Annotated in this window: 16 protein-coding genes; 7 read left to right on the top strand and 9 right to left on the bottom strand. The window is 62.7% G+C overall.

All coding sequences use genetic code 11. The features are described 5' to 3' along the window. Nucleotides 1-23: 23 nt before the first annotated feature. The 5 genes from rng to mreB form a co-directional block, all read right to left on the bottom strand. Nucleotides 24-1,481, bottom strand: coding sequence for a ribonuclease G (gene rng / locus LVS58_RS10510; protein WP_233691015.1), 1,458 nt, complete (start codon nucleotides 1,479-1,481; stop codon nucleotides 24-26). A gap of 54 nt (nucleotides 1,482-1,535) precedes the next feature. Beyond that, on the bottom strand, nucleotides 1,536-2,147 hold the full coding sequence (locus LVS58_RS10505) for a Maf family protein (RefSeq protein ID WP_233691014.1): 612 nt from the start codon (nucleotides 2,145-2,147) through the stop codon (nucleotides 1,536-1,538). 32 nt (nucleotides 2,148-2,179) lie between these two features. Continuing rightward, entirely contained in the window at nucleotides 2,180-2,668 is a 489-nt protein-coding gene (gene mreD / locus LVS58_RS10500) for a rod shape-determining protein MreD (RefSeq protein WP_003255161.1), read from the bottom strand. Beyond that, nucleotides 2,668-3,678, bottom strand: a complete 1,011-nt coding sequence (gene mreC / locus LVS58_RS10495; RefSeq protein ID WP_233691013.1) for a rod shape-determining protein MreC — start codon at nucleotides 3,676-3,678, stop codon at nucleotides 2,668-2,670. The genes mreD and mreC overlap by 1 nt, the downstream gene beginning before the upstream one ends. Before the next feature lie 225 nt (nucleotides 3,679-3,903). Then, nucleotides 3,904-4,941: a rod shape-determining protein MreB gene (gene mreB, locus LVS58_RS10490; RefSeq protein WP_003255163.1), complete on the bottom strand. Its 1,038-nt coding sequence runs from the start codon at nucleotides 4,939-4,941 to the stop codon at nucleotides 3,904-3,906. Between the two features lie 205 nt (nucleotides 4,942-5,146). Here mreB and gatC point away from each other — a divergent pair, with 205 nt between their 5' ends. The 5 genes from gatC (at nucleotide 5,147) to LVS58_RS10465 (ending at nucleotide 9,962) form a co-directional block, all read left to right on the top strand. Next, nucleotides 5,147-5,434 (top strand): Asp-tRNA(Asn)/Glu-tRNA(Gln) amidotransferase subunit GatC, encoded by a 288-nt coding sequence (gene gatC / locus LVS58_RS10485; RefSeq protein ID WP_233691012.1) that lies wholly within the window; start codon nucleotides 5,147-5,149, stop codon nucleotides 5,432-5,434. A 15-nt stretch (nucleotides 5,435-5,449) separates the two neighbouring features. Then, the gene (gene gatA / locus LVS58_RS10480) at nucleotides 5,450-6,901 is read left to right on the top strand and encodes an Asp-tRNA(Asn)/Glu-tRNA(Gln) amidotransferase subunit GatA (RefSeq protein ID WP_233691011.1); all 1,452 of its coding nucleotides are present in this window, start codon (nucleotides 5,450-5,452) and stop codon (nucleotides 6,899-6,901) included. 11 nt (nucleotides 6,902-6,912) lie between these two features. Then, the gene (gatB, locus tag LVS58_RS10475) at nucleotides 6,913-8,358 is read left to right on the top strand and encodes an Asp-tRNA(Asn)/Glu-tRNA(Gln) amidotransferase subunit GatB (RefSeq protein WP_233691010.1); all 1,446 of its coding nucleotides are present in this window, start codon (nucleotides 6,913-6,915) and stop codon (nucleotides 8,356-8,358) included. Nucleotides 8,359-8,483: 125 nt separating this feature from the next. Next, complete coding sequence (locus LVS58_RS10470; protein ID WP_233691009.1) at nucleotides 8,484-8,858, top strand: septal ring lytic transglycosylase RlpA family protein; 375 nt, start codon at nucleotides 8,484-8,486, stop codon at nucleotides 8,856-8,858. A gap of 60 nt (nucleotides 8,859-8,918) precedes the next feature. Beyond that, nucleotides 8,919-9,962, top strand: coding sequence for a calcium/sodium antiporter (locus LVS58_RS10465; protein ID WP_233691008.1), 1,044 nt, complete (start codon nucleotides 8,919-8,921; stop codon nucleotides 9,960-9,962). 143 nt (nucleotides 9,963-10,105) lie between these two features. Here the strand turns inward: LVS58_RS10465 and LVS58_RS10460 are convergent, their stop codons facing one another. The 3 genes from LVS58_RS10460 to LVS58_RS10450 all read right to left on the bottom strand — a co-directional run bounded on the left by LVS58_RS10460 (nucleotide 10,106) and on the right by LVS58_RS10450 (nucleotide 13,547). Continuing rightward, the gene (locus tag LVS58_RS10460; RefSeq protein WP_233691007.1) at nucleotides 10,106-11,467 is read right to left on the bottom strand and encodes an amino acid permease; all 1,362 of its coding nucleotides are present in this window, start codon (nucleotides 11,465-11,467) and stop codon (nucleotides 10,106-10,108) included. A gap of 56 nt (nucleotides 11,468-11,523) precedes the next feature. After that, nucleotides 11,524-12,465 carry an AEC family transporter gene (locus LVS58_RS10455; RefSeq protein WP_049586457.1) on the bottom strand — a complete coding sequence of 314 codons (942 nt, stop codon included), beginning with the start codon at nucleotides 12,463-12,465 and terminating at the stop codon, nucleotides 11,524-11,526. A gap of 194 nt (nucleotides 12,466-12,659) precedes the next feature. Beyond that, the gene (locus tag LVS58_RS10450; RefSeq protein ID WP_233691006.1) at nucleotides 12,660-13,547 is read right to left on the bottom strand and encodes an acyl-CoA dehydrogenase family protein; all 888 of its coding nucleotides are present in this window, start codon (nucleotides 13,545-13,547) and stop codon (nucleotides 12,660-12,662) included. Between the two features lie 160 nt (nucleotides 13,548-13,707). On the opposite strand from LVS58_RS10450, the gene olsB reads away from it, so the two are divergent. Together olsB and LVS58_RS10440 are read left to right on the top strand one after the other, a co-directional pair. After that, a complete protein-coding gene (gene olsB / locus LVS58_RS10445; protein ID WP_233691005.1) occupies nucleotides 13,708-14,463 on the top strand; it encodes an L-ornithine N(alpha)-acyltransferase in 756 nt (251 codons plus the stop codon). After that, nucleotides 14,463-15,251, top strand: coding sequence for a lysophospholipid acyltransferase family protein (locus LVS58_RS10440; RefSeq protein ID WP_233691004.1), 789 nt, complete (start codon nucleotides 14,463-14,465; stop codon nucleotides 15,249-15,251). Before olsB ends, LVS58_RS10440 begins: the two co-directional genes overlap by 1 nt. 112 nt (nucleotides 15,252-15,363) lie before the next feature. Here LVS58_RS10440 and LVS58_RS10435 read toward each other — a convergent pair whose 3' ends face one another. Beyond that, entirely contained in the window at nucleotides 15,364-15,948 is a 585-nt protein-coding gene (locus LVS58_RS10435) for an acyl carrier protein phosphodiesterase (RefSeq protein WP_233691003.1), read from the bottom strand. Nucleotides 15,949-16,001: the final 53 nt, after the last annotated feature.

The following is a 16,001-nucleotide window of genomic DNA, read 5'->3' as shown; positions in this document are numbered from 1 at the left end:
GCAGTGGCGTGTTTCAGAAGGCCTCAGAGCAGCACCACGTCGTATTGTTCCTGCGAATACATCGACTCGACCTGGAAGCGAATGGTTCGACCGATGAAGGCTTCCAGTTCCGCCACGTTGCCTGACTCTTCATCCAGCAGGCGGTCGACCACCTTCTGGTTGGCCAGCACACGGTAGCCTTCAGCCTGATAGGCACGGGCCTCACGCAGGATCTCGCGGAATATTTCGTAACAGATGGTCTCGGGTGTTTTCAGCTTGCCACGGCCCTGACAAGCCAGGCACGGCTCGCAAAGCACCTGTTCCAGGCTTTCCCGCGTACGCTTGCGAGTCATCTGCACCAGGCCCAACTCGGTGATGCCGATGATGTTGGTCTTGGCGTGATCGCGCTCCAGCTGTTTTTCCAGGGTACGCAGTACCTGGCGCTGGTGATCTTCGTCTTCCATGTCGATGAAGTCGATGATGATGATGCCGCCAATGTTGCGCAGGCGCAGTTGTCGGGCAATGGCAGTAGCGGCCTCGAGGTTGGTCTTGAAGATGGTTTCTTCGAGGTTGCGATGACCGACGAAAGCCCCGGTGTTGACATCGATGGTGGTCATCGCTTCGGCCGGGTCGACCACCAGGTAACCGCCGGACTTCAACGGCACCTTGCGCTCCAGAGCCCGCTGGATCTCGTCTTCGACGCCGTACAGGTCAAAGATTGGGCGCTCGCCGGGGTAATGTTCGAGGCGGTCGGCAATTTCCGGCATCAACTCGCCGACGAACTGCGTGGTCTTCTGGAAGGTTTCCCGCGAGTCGATGCGGATCTTCTCGATCTTCGGATTGACCAGGTCGCGAAGGGTACGCAGGGCCAGGCCAAGGTCTTCGTAAATGACCGTGGGCGCGCCGCAAGTCTTTATCTGGGTGCCGATCTGCTCCCACAGGCGGCGCAGGTAACGGATGTCCTGCAAGATCTCCTCGGCACGCGCGCCTTCGGCGGCGGTGCGCAAGATGAAGCCGCCGGCATCCTTGATGTTCTCGCTTTCCATGCAGTCGCTGACCACTTGCTTGAGGCGCTCACGCTCGGCTTCGTCCTCGATTTTCAGCGAAATACCGACATGACTGCTGCGAGGCATGTACACCAGGTAGCGCGACGGGATCGATAGCTGGGTGGTCAGGCGCGCGCCCTTGGTGCCGATCGGGTCCTTGGTCACCTGCACCACCAGGGCCTGGCCTTCGTGTACCAGTGCGGTGATGTTCTCTACCGCCGAGCCTTCGCGCTGGGAGATTTCCGAGGCATGGATGAACGCGGCGCGCTCGAGGCCGATGTCGACGAAGGCTGCCTGCATGCCTGGCAGCACACGTACCACCTTGCCCTTGTAGATATTGCCGACGATGCCACGGCGCTGGGTGCGCTCGACATGCACTTCCTGCAGCACCCCGTTTTCCACCACCGCCACACGCGACTCCATCGGGGTGATGTTGATCAGGATCTCTTCACTCATGGCAGGCTCTCGTCAAAGGTTCTTTCTAATGATGGATGGCGTATGCACTGCTGGCTACTGCGGGTTTGTTACCTCTGGCGTATGCACGAGCGATTGCCAGCAGGCGATGCCGAACTGGGCAAGCAAATCGGCCGTTTCACAGAGCGGCAAGCCGACCACCGCCGAATAACTGCCGGAAAGACCGGTGACGAAGACCGCACCCAGCCCCTGGATGGCATAGCCGCCAGCCTTGTCAGCGGGCTCACCGCTGGCCCAATAGCGTTGCGCTTCATCGGTGCTGATGGCGCGAAAGCGCACCGTGCTGGTCACGCAAAAACTGTGCACACGCTGGCCATCGTCCAGGGCGACAGCGGTCAGCACCTGATGCTCGCGGCCGGACAGGTCAGCCAGCATGGCCAAGGCATCTTCACGGTTTTCCGGTTTGCCGAGAATACGCCCATCGAGCACAACGGCAGTGTCTGCGCCGAGCACGACGGCCGGGCCGTCGACACGGGCCAGACCGGCGGCGGCCTTTGCCCGGGCCAGGCGTTCGACGTAGGCAGGGGCGCTTTCGCTGGGTAGCGGAGATTCATCCACGGGGGCACTGATGACAATGAACGGCACGCCGATCTGCGTCAGCAGTTCACGACGACGGGGCGAGCCTGAAGCCAGGTATAGCGGGGTCATGCAGACATCTCCCTGTCAGTGGCGCGTTGCCGTCAGTTGATGTGCAAGCGTCGACGCAGGTCGCGCAAGGCAAAGCTGATCCACGGCCAGAGCAAGGCACTGATCACCGCCGACCAGACCAGCGCCAGGGTGGGCAGGCGGTTGCCGGTCAGCGCACTGAGCCACAGCTGGATCAATTGGGCGATACCAAAGATCACCAGGATGACCAGGCTTTGCTGCCACATGGGGAACATGCGCAGACGCTGCTGCAGGGACAGCACCAGGAAGGTGATGAGGGTAAGGACCAGCGCATTCTGCCCCAGCAGCGTGCCATACAGCACGTCCTCGGCAAGGCCCAGCACGAATGCCGTGGTCATGCCAACCTTGTTCGGCACGGCAAGGGTCCAGAACGACACCAGCAAGGCCAGCCACATGGGCCGGAACACTTCCATGAACTGCGGCATGGGGGAAACGCTGAGCAGCAGGCCGATGGCGAATGTAAGCCAGATGACCCAGCCGTTATTGCGGCGTGATGCAGCCATCATTGCCTCCGGGGTTGAGCGGGTGCGGCCGGCATGGCAGGTGCAGCAGACGGGGCTGCTGGTTGCGCGACCGGAGTGGCCGGTGCTGCCGGTGCTGCCGGTGCTGCCGGTGTGACCGACGCGGCAGGCGTGCCAGCGGCGGGTGCAGCCTGACCATCGGTAGCGGCTGGCTGGCCGGCAGGTGCAGCCCCCTTGCGGTCAGCCTCTTCCTGGGCAATGGCGGCATCGGTGGCACGCTGCTCCGGGCTACGCCGGTCACTGAACACCAGCAACATATAGCGGCTGCGGTTAAGCGCGGCGGTGGGGATGGCACGGACGATGGCAAAGGGCTGGCCGGAATCGTGGATCACTTCGTTGACCGTGGCCACCGGGTAGCCGGCAGGAAAGCGCTGCCCCATGCCGGAACTGACCAGAAGGTCGCCTTCCTTGATGTCGGCAGTGTCGGCCACATGCCGCAACTCCAGGCGTTCCGGGTTGCCAGTGCCGCTGGCAATGGCACGCAGGCCGTTGCGGTTGACCTGCACCGGAATGCTGTGAGTGGTATCGGTCAGCAGCAGCACCCGCGCGGTATAGGGCATCAACTCTACGACCTGGCCCATCAGGCCGCGGGCATCGAGCACCGGCTGGCCCAGGAACACACCATCACGCTCACCCTTGTTGATCAGAATGCGGTGGGTAAACGGGTTGGGGTCGACACCGATCAGCTCGGCCACTTCGACCTTTTCGTTGACCAGCGCTGAAGAGTTGAGCAACTCGCGCAGCCGCACGTTCTGCTCGGTCAGGGCCGCCAGCTTCTGCAGGCGACCCTGCAGCAGCAGGGCTTCGGTCTTGAGCTTCTCGTTTTCGGCAATCAGCTCGGTGCGGCTACCGAACTGGCCGGCCACACCTTGCCAGGCACGCTGCGGCAAGTCGGTGATCCAGTACGACTCCATCAGCACCAGGCCCATCTGGCTGCGCACAGGTTTGAGCACGTCGAAGCGCGCGTCGACAACCATCAACGCGACCGACATCACCACCAGAACGAGCAGGCGAACGCCCAGCGAAGGGCCCTTGGAGAAAAGCGGTTTAATGGGCCGTTCCTCGTGGACGACTCAGGAGGTCATTGGACATGGAACAACGCACCAGCCTGGTTGCGGGTTGACGGATACGGTGCCCCAACGGGCACCAGCCCAGCACATACAGGTAGCACTGTGCGTACTACCTGTAAACCGGGCGCTCGTGAACAGCGAGCGGGATCACTCGCTGGAGAGCAGGTCCATCGCGTGCTTGTCCATCATCTCCAGGGCGCGACCGCCGCCACGGGCGACGCAGGTCAGCGGGTCCTCGGCGACGATCACCGGCAGGCCGGTTTCCTGGGCCAGCAGTTTGTCGAGGTCACGCAGCAGCGCACCACCACCGGTCAGCACCAGGCCGCGCTCGGCGATGTCCGAGGCAAGCTCCGGCGGCGATTGCTCCAGGGCGCTCTTGACCGCCTGGACGATGGTCGCCAGCGATTCCTGCAGTGCTTCGAGCACTTCGTTGGAGTTCAGGGTGAAGGCACGCGGCACGCCTTCGGCCAGGTTACGACCACGCACGTCGACTTCACGTACTTCGCCACCTGGGTAGGCAGTACCGATTTCCTGCTTGATACGCTCAGCGGTGGATTCGCCGATCAGGCTGCCGTAGTTGCGGCGCACGTAGGTAACGATGGCTTCGTCGAAGCGGTCACCGCCCACGCGGACGGACTCGGCATAAACCACGCCGTTCAGCGAGATCAGGGCGATTTCAGTGGTACCGCCACCGATATCGACGACCATCGAACCGCGGGCCTCTTCAACCGGCAGGCCGGCACCGATGGCAGCGGCCATTGGCTCTTCGATCAGGAACACTTCACGGGCACCCGCACCGAGGGCCGACTCGCGGATGGCGCGGCGCTCGACCTGGGTCGACTTGCATGGCACGCAGATCAGCACGCGCGGGCTCGGCTGCAGGAAGCTGTTCTCGTGAACCTTGTTGATAAAATATTGCAACATTTTTTCGCAGACGCTGAAGTCGGCAATGACGCCGTCCTTCATCGGACGAATGGCTGCAATGTTGCCAGGCGTACGGCCCAGCATGCGTTTGGCTTCGGTACCGACGGCGACAACGCTTTTCTGGTTGCCATGGGTACGGATGGCAACAACCGAGGGCTCATTCAGGACGATACCGCGCTCACGCACGTAAATAAGGGTGTTGGCAGTACCCAGGTCGATGGAAAGATCGCTGGAAAACATGCCACGCAGTTTCTTGAACATGGGAAAGTGACCCTGGGGAAAGCGTGGGTAAAAAAGTGCGGCAAACTCTAACAATGGCAGGGATTTTGGGCAAGGAGCCAATATGTTAAATTGGCTGTTTTTCCGAGCATGCCAGCAGAATTTCGCGGCCGTTAGACCGCCAGAAAGCTGACATGTTCCTCACTGCGGACCCAAATTCCGTTCTTTGTTTCCCTTGGAGATCCTCATGGCGCTTGAACGCTGCGACGTGGAAAAGATCGCCCATCTGGCCCGCCTGGGCCTGAATGATGGCGAACTGCCACGCATTACCGACGCCCTGAACAGCATTCTCGGCCTGGTCGACCAGATGCAAGCGGTCGATACCACTGGCATCGAGCCCCTGGCCCACCCGCTGGAGGCCAGCCAGCGCCTGCGTCCTGACCACGTCACCGAAAGCAACCAGCGCGATGCCTACCAGGCCATCGCGCCGTCGACCGAAAGCGGTCTGTACCTGGTTCCCAAAGTCATCGAGTAAGGGATAGAGCCTGCCATGCATCAATTGACCCTGGCCGAGATCGCCCGCGGACTCGCCGACAAATCGTTTTCTTCCGAAGAGCTGACCGGCGCGCTGCTGACGCGCATCAAACAGCTCGACCCACAGATCAACAGCTTCATCAGCATCACCGACGACCTGGCCCTGGGCCAGGCGCGTGCCGCCGATGCCCGTCGCGCCGCTGGCGAAACCGGCGCGCTGCTGGGTGCACCGATCGCCCACAAAGACCTGTTCTGCACCAACGGCGTACGTACCAGCTGCGGCTCGAAGATGCTCGACAACTTCAAGGCGCCCTATGACGCCACCGTGGTCGCCAAGCTGGCCGACGCCGGCATGGTCACCCTGGGCAAGACCAACATGGACGAGTTCGCCATGGGTTCGGCCAACGAATCCAGCCATTACGGCGCGGTGAAGAACCCGTGGAACCTCGAGCACGTGCCGGGCGGATCGTCCGGTGGTTCGGCCGCTGCCGTGGCCGCGCGCCTGCTGCCCGTCACCACGGGCACCGACACCGGCGGCTCGATCCGCCAACCCGCAGCACTGACCAACCTCACCGGCCTCAAGCCGACGTACGGTCGTGTTTCGCGCTGGGGCATGATCGCCTACGCCTCCAGCCTCGACCAGGGCGGCCCACTGGCCCGCACCGCCGAGGACTGCGCGCTGCTGCTGCAAGGCATGGCCGGTTTCGACGCCAAGGACTCCACCAGCATCGAAGAACCGGTGCCGGACTACAGCGCCAGCCTGAACGCTTCACTGCAGGGCCTGCGCATCGGCCTGCCGAAAGAGTACTTCGGCGCAGGCCTGGACCCACGCATCGCCGACCTGGTCCAGGCCAGCGTCAAAGAGCTGGAAAAGCTCGGCGCAGTGGTCAAGGAAATCAGCCTGCCGAACATGCAGCATGCCATTCCGGCCTACTACGTGATCGCCCCGGCTGAAGCCTCTTCCAACCTGTCGCGTTTCGACGGCGTACGCTTCGGTTACCGCTGTGAAGAGCCCAAGGACCTCACCGACCTGTACAAGCGCTCACGCGGCGAAGGGTTCGGTGCTGAAGTACAGCGCCGCATCATGGTCGGTACATACGCCCTGTCGGCCGGCTATTACGACGCCTATTACGTGAAGGCGCAGCAAATCCGCCGTCTGATCAAGAACGACTTCATGGCCGCCTTCAACGATGTCGACCTGATTCTCGGCCCGACCACGCCAAACCCGGCCTGGAAGCTTGGCGCCAAGAGCAGCGACCCGGTTGCCGCCTATCTCGAAGACGTCTACACCATCACCGCCAACCTGGCGGGCCTGCCAGGCCTGTCGATGCCTGCGGGCTTCGTCGACGGCCTACCGGTCGGCGTGCAACTGCTGGCGCCCTACTTCCAGGAAGGCCGCCTGCTCAACGTCGCGCACCGCTACCAACAGGTGACCGACTGGCATACCCGCGCCCCCAACGGCTTCTGAGGAATTCACACATGCAATGGGAAGTTGTGATCGGGCTGGAAATCCACACTCAGCTCGCCACCCAGTCGAAGATCTTCTCCGGCAGCGCTACCACCTTTGGTTCCGAGCCGAATACTCAGGCCAGCCTGGTTGACCTGGGCATGCCCGGTGTACTGCCGGTGCTGAACGAGGAAGCCGTGCGCATGGCGTGCATGTTCGGCCTGGCCATCGATGCCGAAATCGGCAAGCGCAACGTGTTCGCACGCAAGAACTACTTCTACCCCGACCTGCCCAAGGGCTACCAGATCAGCCAGATGGACCTGCCGATCGTGGGCAAGGGCCACCTGGACATCGCGCTGGAAGACGGCACCATCAAGCGCATCGGCGTAACCCGCGCGCACCTGGAAGAGGACGCCGGCAAGAGCCTGCACGAAGACTTCAGCGGCTCCACCGGCATCGACCTGAACCGCGCCGGCACCCCGCTGCTGGAAATCGTCTCCGAGCCTGACATGCGCAGCGCCAAGGAAGCCGTGGCGTACGTCAAGGCAATCCACGCGCTGGTGCGCTACCTGGGCATCTGCGACGGCAACATGGCCGAAGGATCGCTGCGCTGCGACTGCAACGTATCGATCCGCCCGAAAGGCCAGACCGAGTTCGGCACTCGCTGCGAAATCAAGAACGTCAACTCGTTCCGTTTCATCGAGCGCGCGATCAACAGCGAAATCCAGCGCCAGATCGACCTGATCGAAGACGGTGGCAGAGTCGTGCAGGAAACACGCCTGTACGACCCGAACAAGGACGAAACCCGCTCCATGCGCAGCAAAGAGGAAGCTAACGACTACCGTTACTTCCCCGACCCCGACCTGCTGCCGGTGGTCATCGAGGACAGCTTCCTCGAAACCATCCGCGCCGGCCTGCCGGAGCTGCCGCCACAGAAGGTCGAGCGCTTCCAGACTCAGTACGGTCTGTCGGCCTACGATGCCAACGTGTTGGCTTCCAGCCGCGAACAAGCAGACTACTTCGAAGAAGTGGTGAAGATCGGTGGTGATGCCAAGCTGGCGGCCAACTGGGTCATGGTCGAACTGGGTAGCCTGCTGAACAAGCTGGGTGTCGAAATCGATCAGGCGCCGGTCAGCGCCGCGCAGCTGGGCGGCATGCTGCTGCGCATTCGTGACAACACCATCAGCGGCAAGATTGCCAAGACCGTGTTCGAAGCCATGGCCGCCGGTGAAGGCGATGCCGACAGCATCATCGAGAGCAAAGGCCTGAAACAGGTTACCGACACGGGTGCGATCGACAAGATGCTCGACGAAATGCTGGCAGCCAATGCCGAGCAGGTCGAACAGTATCGCGCGGCCGATGAGGCCAAGCGCGGCAAGATGTTCGGCTTCTTCGTCGGTCAGGCCATGAAAGCCTCCAAAGGCAAGGCCAACCCGGGGCAGGTGAACCAATTGCTCAAGGCCAAGCTCGAAGGGTGATGGTTTTACCCCTGTAATGCTGCGAGGGCTTCGCCCTCGTTCGCGGCTAAAGCCGCTCCTACACAGCCAGCGTTCCCTGTAGGAGCGGGTTTACCCGCGAATGGTCGCACCGGAGAGCACCTGACTTGCTAAAACGTTCCCTCGGCACCCTCGCCCTGTTTTCTTTCCTGGCCGGCTGCGCCAGCCATGACATCGACCCGCGCGGCTACGACCAGACGGGCACCGCCTCCTACTACGGCTCGCGCCACCATGGCAAACGCACCGCCAGTGGCGAACCGTTCAACCAGCACGGCCTTACCGCCGCACACCGCAGCCTGCCCTTCGGCACACGTGTACGGGTGACCAACATGGCCAACCAGCGCAGTGTGGTGGTACGCATCAACGACCGTGGCCCGCACACCCGCGGCCGCCTGATCGACCTGTCTCGCGCGGCAGCAGAAAAACTCGGTATGCTCCGTAGCGGAACAGCGCGCGTGCGCGTACAAGGGCTTAGCGACTGACGCGACAGGAGTTCGACCATTTTCGACCTGGCCACCCTTCCCACTTTTAGTCTGCTGCAAATGGGCGTCGCCCTGCTGTTGCTGATCGGTGGCGCCGAGCTACTGGTGCGCTCCGCTTTGCGCCTGGCGCAGCGCCTGCACGTTCGTCCGCTGATCATAGGCCTTAGCCTGGTGGCCTTAGGCAGTACCGCGCCACAATTGACCGTAAGCCTGCAGGCCGCCTACCAGGGCGCGCCGGATGTGGCAGTAGGCAGCGTGATCGGCAGCAACATCTTCAACGTACTGGTCATTCTCGGCCTGGCCGCGCTGATTATCCCGCTGCGGGTGTCACGCCAGCTGGTGCGCCTGGACATTCCCTTGATGATCCTCGCCAGCGGGCTGGTGTATGTACTGTCCGCCAATGCCCACCTGGGCAGGGTTGAAGGGGCGCTGCTATTGCTGGGGCTGGCCGGTTACCTGGCAATGCTCTGGCATCAGTCCCGCCATTACGCACGCACCTACCCTGCCCCCGATGCCGCCAGGTCCGGGGCGGGACGCTTCTGGTCAGGTACGCTGCTGCAGATACTGGTCGGCCTTGGCCTGCTGAGCCTGGCGGGCCACTTGCTACTGGAAGCTGCCATCGAGGTGGCCACCGACCTGGGCCTGTCCGAGCGTATTATCGGCCTGACGGTCGTCGCCATCTGCACCTCCATGCCGGAACTGGCCGCTGCGCTGATCGCCGCCTTGCGGGGCGAACGGGAGATCGCCGTGGGCACGGTGATCGGCAGCAACCTGTTCAACCTGCTGGGCGTACTGGGCCTGACCGCACTGATCACCCCGGAGCCACTGTCGATTTCGCCTAACGCGCTGTCTTTCGATCTGCCTGTAATGCTCGGCGTTGCCGTACTGAGCCTGCCAGTGTTCTATTCCGGTTACCGCATCACTCGCGCCGAAGGCCTGGTGTTTCTTTGCCTGTACCTGGCCTACGGCCTTCATGTGGCGGCTTTTACCATGGGTATGCCGCTGGCTGGGCGCCTGGAGCGCTTGATGCTGTTCTATGTGCTGCCCGTGCTCGCCATGGTATTGCTGTACACCACCGTACGGGCCTGGCGGAGGCAGCATTGAGGGGCATGGAAGGGGTACGCGTAAGGGCCGCCAGACGCATGCCTTCAGGCTTTCATCGCCTGTGAGATCGAGCGCCGCCCGCGCGGCGCTCGATCTCACAGGCGCCGAAAATCCAACGGCATACCCCTTACGAACAAACCCGATCAGCCCTTGGCCTGGCGAGCCTTCTTCAGCTTGAAGGCCACCCACAGCACAGCGATCCATACCGGGATCAGCAGTACCGAGATGCGAATCGGCGGCGTCAGGTACATCACCACCAGGATTAGCACGATGAATGCCAGGCACAGGTAGTTGGTCAGTGGGTGCCCCAGGCTTTTGTAGAAGGGGGTGATCCCGGCGGCCAGCTTGGCCTTGCGGAATTTCAGGTGGGTTATGCTGATGCTCGCCCAGTTGATCACCAACGCGGACACTGCCAACGCCATCAGCAAGCCAAAGGCCCCACCCGGCATCAGGTAGTTGATCAGCACGCACAGGCCGGTCGCAAAGGCCGACACGCCCAGCGCGGTCAGCGGCACGCCGCTACGGCTTACCTTCAGCAACTGACGCGGCGCATCGCCCTGGCTGGCCAGGCCGAACAGCATACGGCTGTTGGCGTACACACAGCTGTTGTACACCGAGAGCGCAGCTGTCAGCACCACGATATTGAGGATGGTCGCCACCAGGTCGCTGTCCAGTTCGTGGAAAATCATCACGAATGGGCTGCCGCCCTGCACCACCTTCTGCCAAGGGTACAGCGACAACAACACTGCCAAAGCACCGATGTAGAAGATCAGGATGCGGTACACCACCTGGTTGGTGGCCTTGGGGATGCTCTGGCGCGGGTTGTCAGCCTCGGCAGCCGTGATGCCCACCAACTCCAGGCCACCGAACGAGAACATGATCACCGCCAGGGCCATTACCAGACCCGTGACGCCGTTGGGGAAGAAGCCGCCGTACTGCCACAGGTTGGCCACGCTGGCATCCGGGCCACCATGACCGCTGCCCAGCAACCAGGCACCAAAGCCGATCATGCTGACGATGGCTACCACCTTGACCAGGGCGAACCAGAACTCCATCTCGCCATAGACCTTTACCTGGGTCAGGTTGATCAGGTTGATCACCACGAAGAAGATCGCCGCCGTGGCCCAGGTGGGGAAGTCCGGCCACCAGTACTGCACGTAGATACCGACCGCCGTCAGCTCGGCCATGCCGACCAGCACGTACACCACCCAATAATTCCAGCCTGAGACAAAGCCGGCGAATTCGCTCCAGTATTGGTGGGCGAAGTGGCTGAAGCTGCCGGCGACCGGCTCTTCCACCACCATTTCACCCAGCTGGCGCATGATCAGGAAGGCCATCAGGCCGGCGATGGCGTAGCCCAGCAACACGGAGGGGCCGGCCAACTGGATGGTCTGGGCAATGCCTAGGAACAACCCGGTACCGATGGCCCCGCCCAGCGCGATCAGCTGGATATGGCGATTCTTCAGCCCGCGCTGTAACCGCTCGGGCGTGCTCTGGTCTTGCATGAAGTGTCCTTTAGCTCAGTGAGGCAGTGTTGTTGCTGTTATTTGCAGTCAAGGATCTAGATCCATCCGCCCCACTGCAAGATGAAAATACCAATGTTGGTGGTGATCGCCGCCATTAGCGTGGTAATCACGATGATCGACGCGGCCAGTTCGTGATTGCCGTTGGCTGCCCGCGCCATCACATAGCTGGCCGCAGCGGTCGGGCTGCCGATGTACAGGAACAGGATGCCCAGCTCCGCCCCGCGAAACCCACACAACCAGGCTCCAAGGGTGCCGAGCAGCGGCAGCCAGAGCATTTTCACGAAGCTGGCATCGATGGCCAGCCGGCCACAGTTACGCAGCGCTGCCAGCGACAGCGTGCCACCGATACAGATCAGCGCCAGCGGCAGGGTCATCTGTGCCAGGTAGTCGCCCGAGGTCAGCAGCCAGTTGGGCAACGGCACCTGGCCGTAAGCCATCGGCGCGGCCACCAGCACGCTGATGATCAGCGGGTTGCTGAAAATGCTCTTGCAGATGCTCCACGGGTCGGACTTAAGGTCAGGGCTGTACACCGCCAGTACCACCGCTGACAGCGAGTTGTACATGAGGATGACCAGGCCTGCGAGCACCGCCCCCAGGGAAATGCCATAGTCACCGTACAGGCTGGCGGCCAGCGCCAGGCCTATCACACCGTTGTTGCCGCGGAAGGCGCCCTGGGTATAGATGCCCCGGTCGGCCATCGGGCTGCGCCAGATGGCCATGCCCCAGGCAATGGCGAAACCGACCAGGGTGGCGACGATGAAATACAGGATGACACCCGGCTTGACCGCTGCGGCCAGGTCGGCGTGGTAGATGCCGAGGAACAGCAGCGCCGGCATGCAGACGTTGAACACCAGCTGCGAGGCGACGCGGTTGAAGTTGTCGTCGATCAAGTGTATGCGTTTGAGCAGGACGCCCATGAACAGCATGGCGAATACCGGGGCCGTGATGTTCAGGGTCTGGATAAGAAGGGCGAGCATGCGCAAGCGATCCTGGAGGGGTTGCCGTCAGGCGGCTAATGATACGTCAACGGCTGGGATTTGCGGGGATCAAGCGCGATAAAAGGAAATGACTTTCAGGTTTTCTGCTGCCCGTACAGGCCGCTTTTGTGCGTAAACCCGCCCCCACAGATGCCACGCCGCGACTTATCGGGTCACACAACCCTGTCAGCCATTCACGACAAGCCCGCAGCAACCCAAGCCTTGTTCAGCCGCTTCTCCCGCGCCGACGCCGCCAGCGCCATCACCCCTTGGTCACGCTGCCAGATTTGCGCCCAATGCACCGGCCCTGTCGCCAACGCCGCATCGATCTCCCCCCGCAACGCCTGGAACTGCGCAAATAACCCGCCCAGCAACAAGTGACAACCCATGCTATCGGCACACTGCCGGCTACCCTCGGCGCAGCCGGCCAACAGCCCAAGCAATTGCAGGCGCAGCCCCTGCGGCCAGGCGCACGCTTGCCCAACGCCGAACAACCAAGCGGTCAGCGCCGTGAGCACATACAAATCCTCCAGCGAACGGAACGGCTTCACGTAGGCATCCCAGCCGTCACCGGCCAGCAACTCGCACGATGCCTGCTCCAGCAGCAGTCGGCCGTGCCCGACTTCCGGCATCAGCGGCAGGGTCGGCAATGGTTCCAGAGTCACCCCGGGCTCCCCGGGGTAAACCACCGCCAGGCTCAGTTGCGGCGCCGCGTCAGCCGCTTCGCTACGCGCCGCCACCAGCAGCCACTCCGCCTCCAGACCTGCGGTAACGAAGTCTTTGCAGCCCGACAGCCGCAGAGCGTCCAGCCGTGTGTGCATGTCTGCCGGCCGCACGCTGCGCCGCTCGGTGGCACATAAGGCGCCAAGGCTGTGCGGCGCACTGGGCCACAGCACGCGAAGGGCAGCCTGGTAACCCACCAGGAAGGCCAGGCCCGGGGTAGCCATTGCACGCCCACCCAGTGCCGCCAATTCGAACGGGGTAACCGGGCCAAGGCGCTCAAGCAGCGCGGCGTAGGTTTCGCCCAGGGTGCCTGTCGACGCGAGGCGAAGCGGATCGTTGAGTCGTTGCAACCAGGCCATGGAACAGCTCCTTGCTGGAGGGCTTTCAGTTAAGGCTCAGGGTGTGTCACGCAAGCATCACCAAACATTCACAGGGGTGACACTGGGTCTACCTAGGCTGACTTTGCACAACAAAGCCGACCGGCCGCAACCCTTCTTGGCTGGCTTATGGAGACTCGTAATGACTCGGATCGCTACCGCTGGCGACTACAGCACCGAACGCCGTCTGCAAGCCGAACGCCTGGTTGGCGCCGCGGCGCTGCAAGAAGCCCAGGCTCTGCGCTACACCGTATTCAGCGCAGAATTCAAGGCCAAGCTCAAAGGTGCCGAGCAAGGCCTGGACATGGACGACTACGACGTGCACTGCAGCCACATTGGTGTACGCGATCTGAGCACCGGCAAACTGGTTGCCACCACCCGCCTGCTCGATCACCAGGCCGCCAGTAGCCTGGGCCGGTTCTACAGTGAAGAAGAATTCAGCCTGCACGGCCTTTTGCAGCTGCAAGGCCCAATTCTCGAACTGGGCCGTACCTGCGTCGCCCCCGACTACCGCAACGGCGGTACCATCGCCGTGCTCTGGGGCGAACTGGCCGAGGTGCTCAACGAGGGCCGCTACAGCTATCTGATGGGCTGCGCCAGTATTCCCATGCAGGACGGCGGCGTGCAGGCCCACGCAGTGATGCAGCGCCTGCGTGAACGTTACCTGTGCACCGAACACCTGCGTGCCGAGCCGAAGAACCCGCTGCCGAAACTGGCCCTGCCCAATAACGTCATTGCCGAAATGCCACCGCTGCTCAAGGCCTATATGCGCCTGGGCGCGAAGATTTGCGGCGAGCCCTGCTGGGACGAGAATTTCCAGGTGGCTGACGTGTTCATCCTGCTCAAGCGCGACGAGCTGTGCCCACGCTACGCCCGCCACTTCAAGGCGGCGGTCTGATGCCGAGGCTGCGGGTGCTGGCCCGCCTCATCCGACTGCTACTGGTGCTCGCGCAGGGCATGCTGATGGCCAGCATTATCGCCTTGGGCGAACACTTGGGCTTCAAGGCGCCGATCGAACGGCGCCAGCGCTGGACCTGCCTGTTCATGAAGCGCCTGGTCGCCGCCCTGCCCTTCGATGTGAAGGTAGTTGGCGAACTTCCACAGCGGCCGATGCTGTGGGTCAGCAACCATGTTTCCTGGGCCGATATCCCCTTGCTTGGCATGCTCACGCCGCTGTCTTTCCTGTCCAAGGCCGAAGTGCGCCACTGGCCGGTGGCCGGCTGGCTGGCGGAAAAGGCCGGCACGCTGTTCATTCGCCGTGGCGGGGGCGACAGCCAGCGCCTGCGCGAACAGATCGCCGCACAACTGGGGCTGGCCCGGCCGTTGCTGATATTCCCCGAAGGCACTACTACCAGCGGCCGCACGTTGCGCACCTTTCATGGCCGCCTGCTGGCAGGTGCCATCGACCGTGGCGTGGCAGTGCAGCCAGTCGCTATTCAGTACCTGCGTGATGGCCAGATCGACCCGGTAGCGCCGTTCATTGGTGAAGACGACCTGGTGTCGCACCTGATGCGCCTGTTTGCCCTGCCGCGCGGCGAGGTGTGCATCCACCTGCTGCAGCCAATAGGCAGCGTGGGCAAGGAACGTGCGGTGCTGGCATTGCAGGCACAGCAGGCAATTCACCTGGCGCTGTTCGGGGTTGAAGACATGGAGATGGCGCCGCGTCGGCAGGCGCGGGCTGCCTGAATGCTTGCACTGCCTGTTCTGGCCCTTTCGCGGGTGAACCCGCTCCTACACCGAGCGCATTGCCCATAGGAGCGGGTTCACCCGCGAAGAGGCCAGTAACACCCACACACCTCTAACGGTCAGACATCCGCCCTGCCGCCGCAAACGCCTGCAACTGCGGATAGAACTCGCGAAAATCCGCCAGCAGCGGCTCATACAGCCGCTCCAGTTCCACCATCACCCCGGCCATCCCCTCCGGCCGCGACAAGCGCCGGGCAATGCCGTTGAACACCTGTTCCAGGGTGGCAAAATCGCCATACGCCCCCAGCCAGTCTTCGGCTGCCATGAACGGCGCAATCCGCGCCAGCCGCCCAGGCAGTTCGGGCTGTGCCAGCAATACCCGATAAAACGCGCCAGTGAACTGCTCCAGCGGCTGATCGGCGTAGTTGCCCCAGTGTCGTGCCAGACAATGGTCGAAAAACACATCCAGGACGATGCCGGCAAAGCGCCGCCGCTCGCGCGGAAAACGTGCCAGCGCCGCCAGCACCAACGGGTGCTGGTCAGTGTAACTGTCGATTTGCCGGTGCAGCCGGATGGCCGCCTCCAGCGCAGGCGCAAAGCGCCCTTCCAAGGCGCCTTTGACAAAGTCGCCGTACAGGCTGCCAAGCAGTTGTTGCGGCGCGGGGCCGCCGAGGTGCAAGTGTGCGAGGTAGTTCATGAGCGCAGTCTAGCATCGCCACCCAGCATATCGTTATAACGCGATATACCGAT

This window comes from Pseudomonas sp. JR33AA (assembly GCF_021378985.1).
Taxonomy (GTDB): Bacteria; Pseudomonadota; Gammaproteobacteria; order Pseudomonadales; family Pseudomonadaceae; genus Aquipseudomonas; species Aquipseudomonas alloputida.
This window is presented reverse-complemented; position numbering and strand designations above follow the sequence as displayed.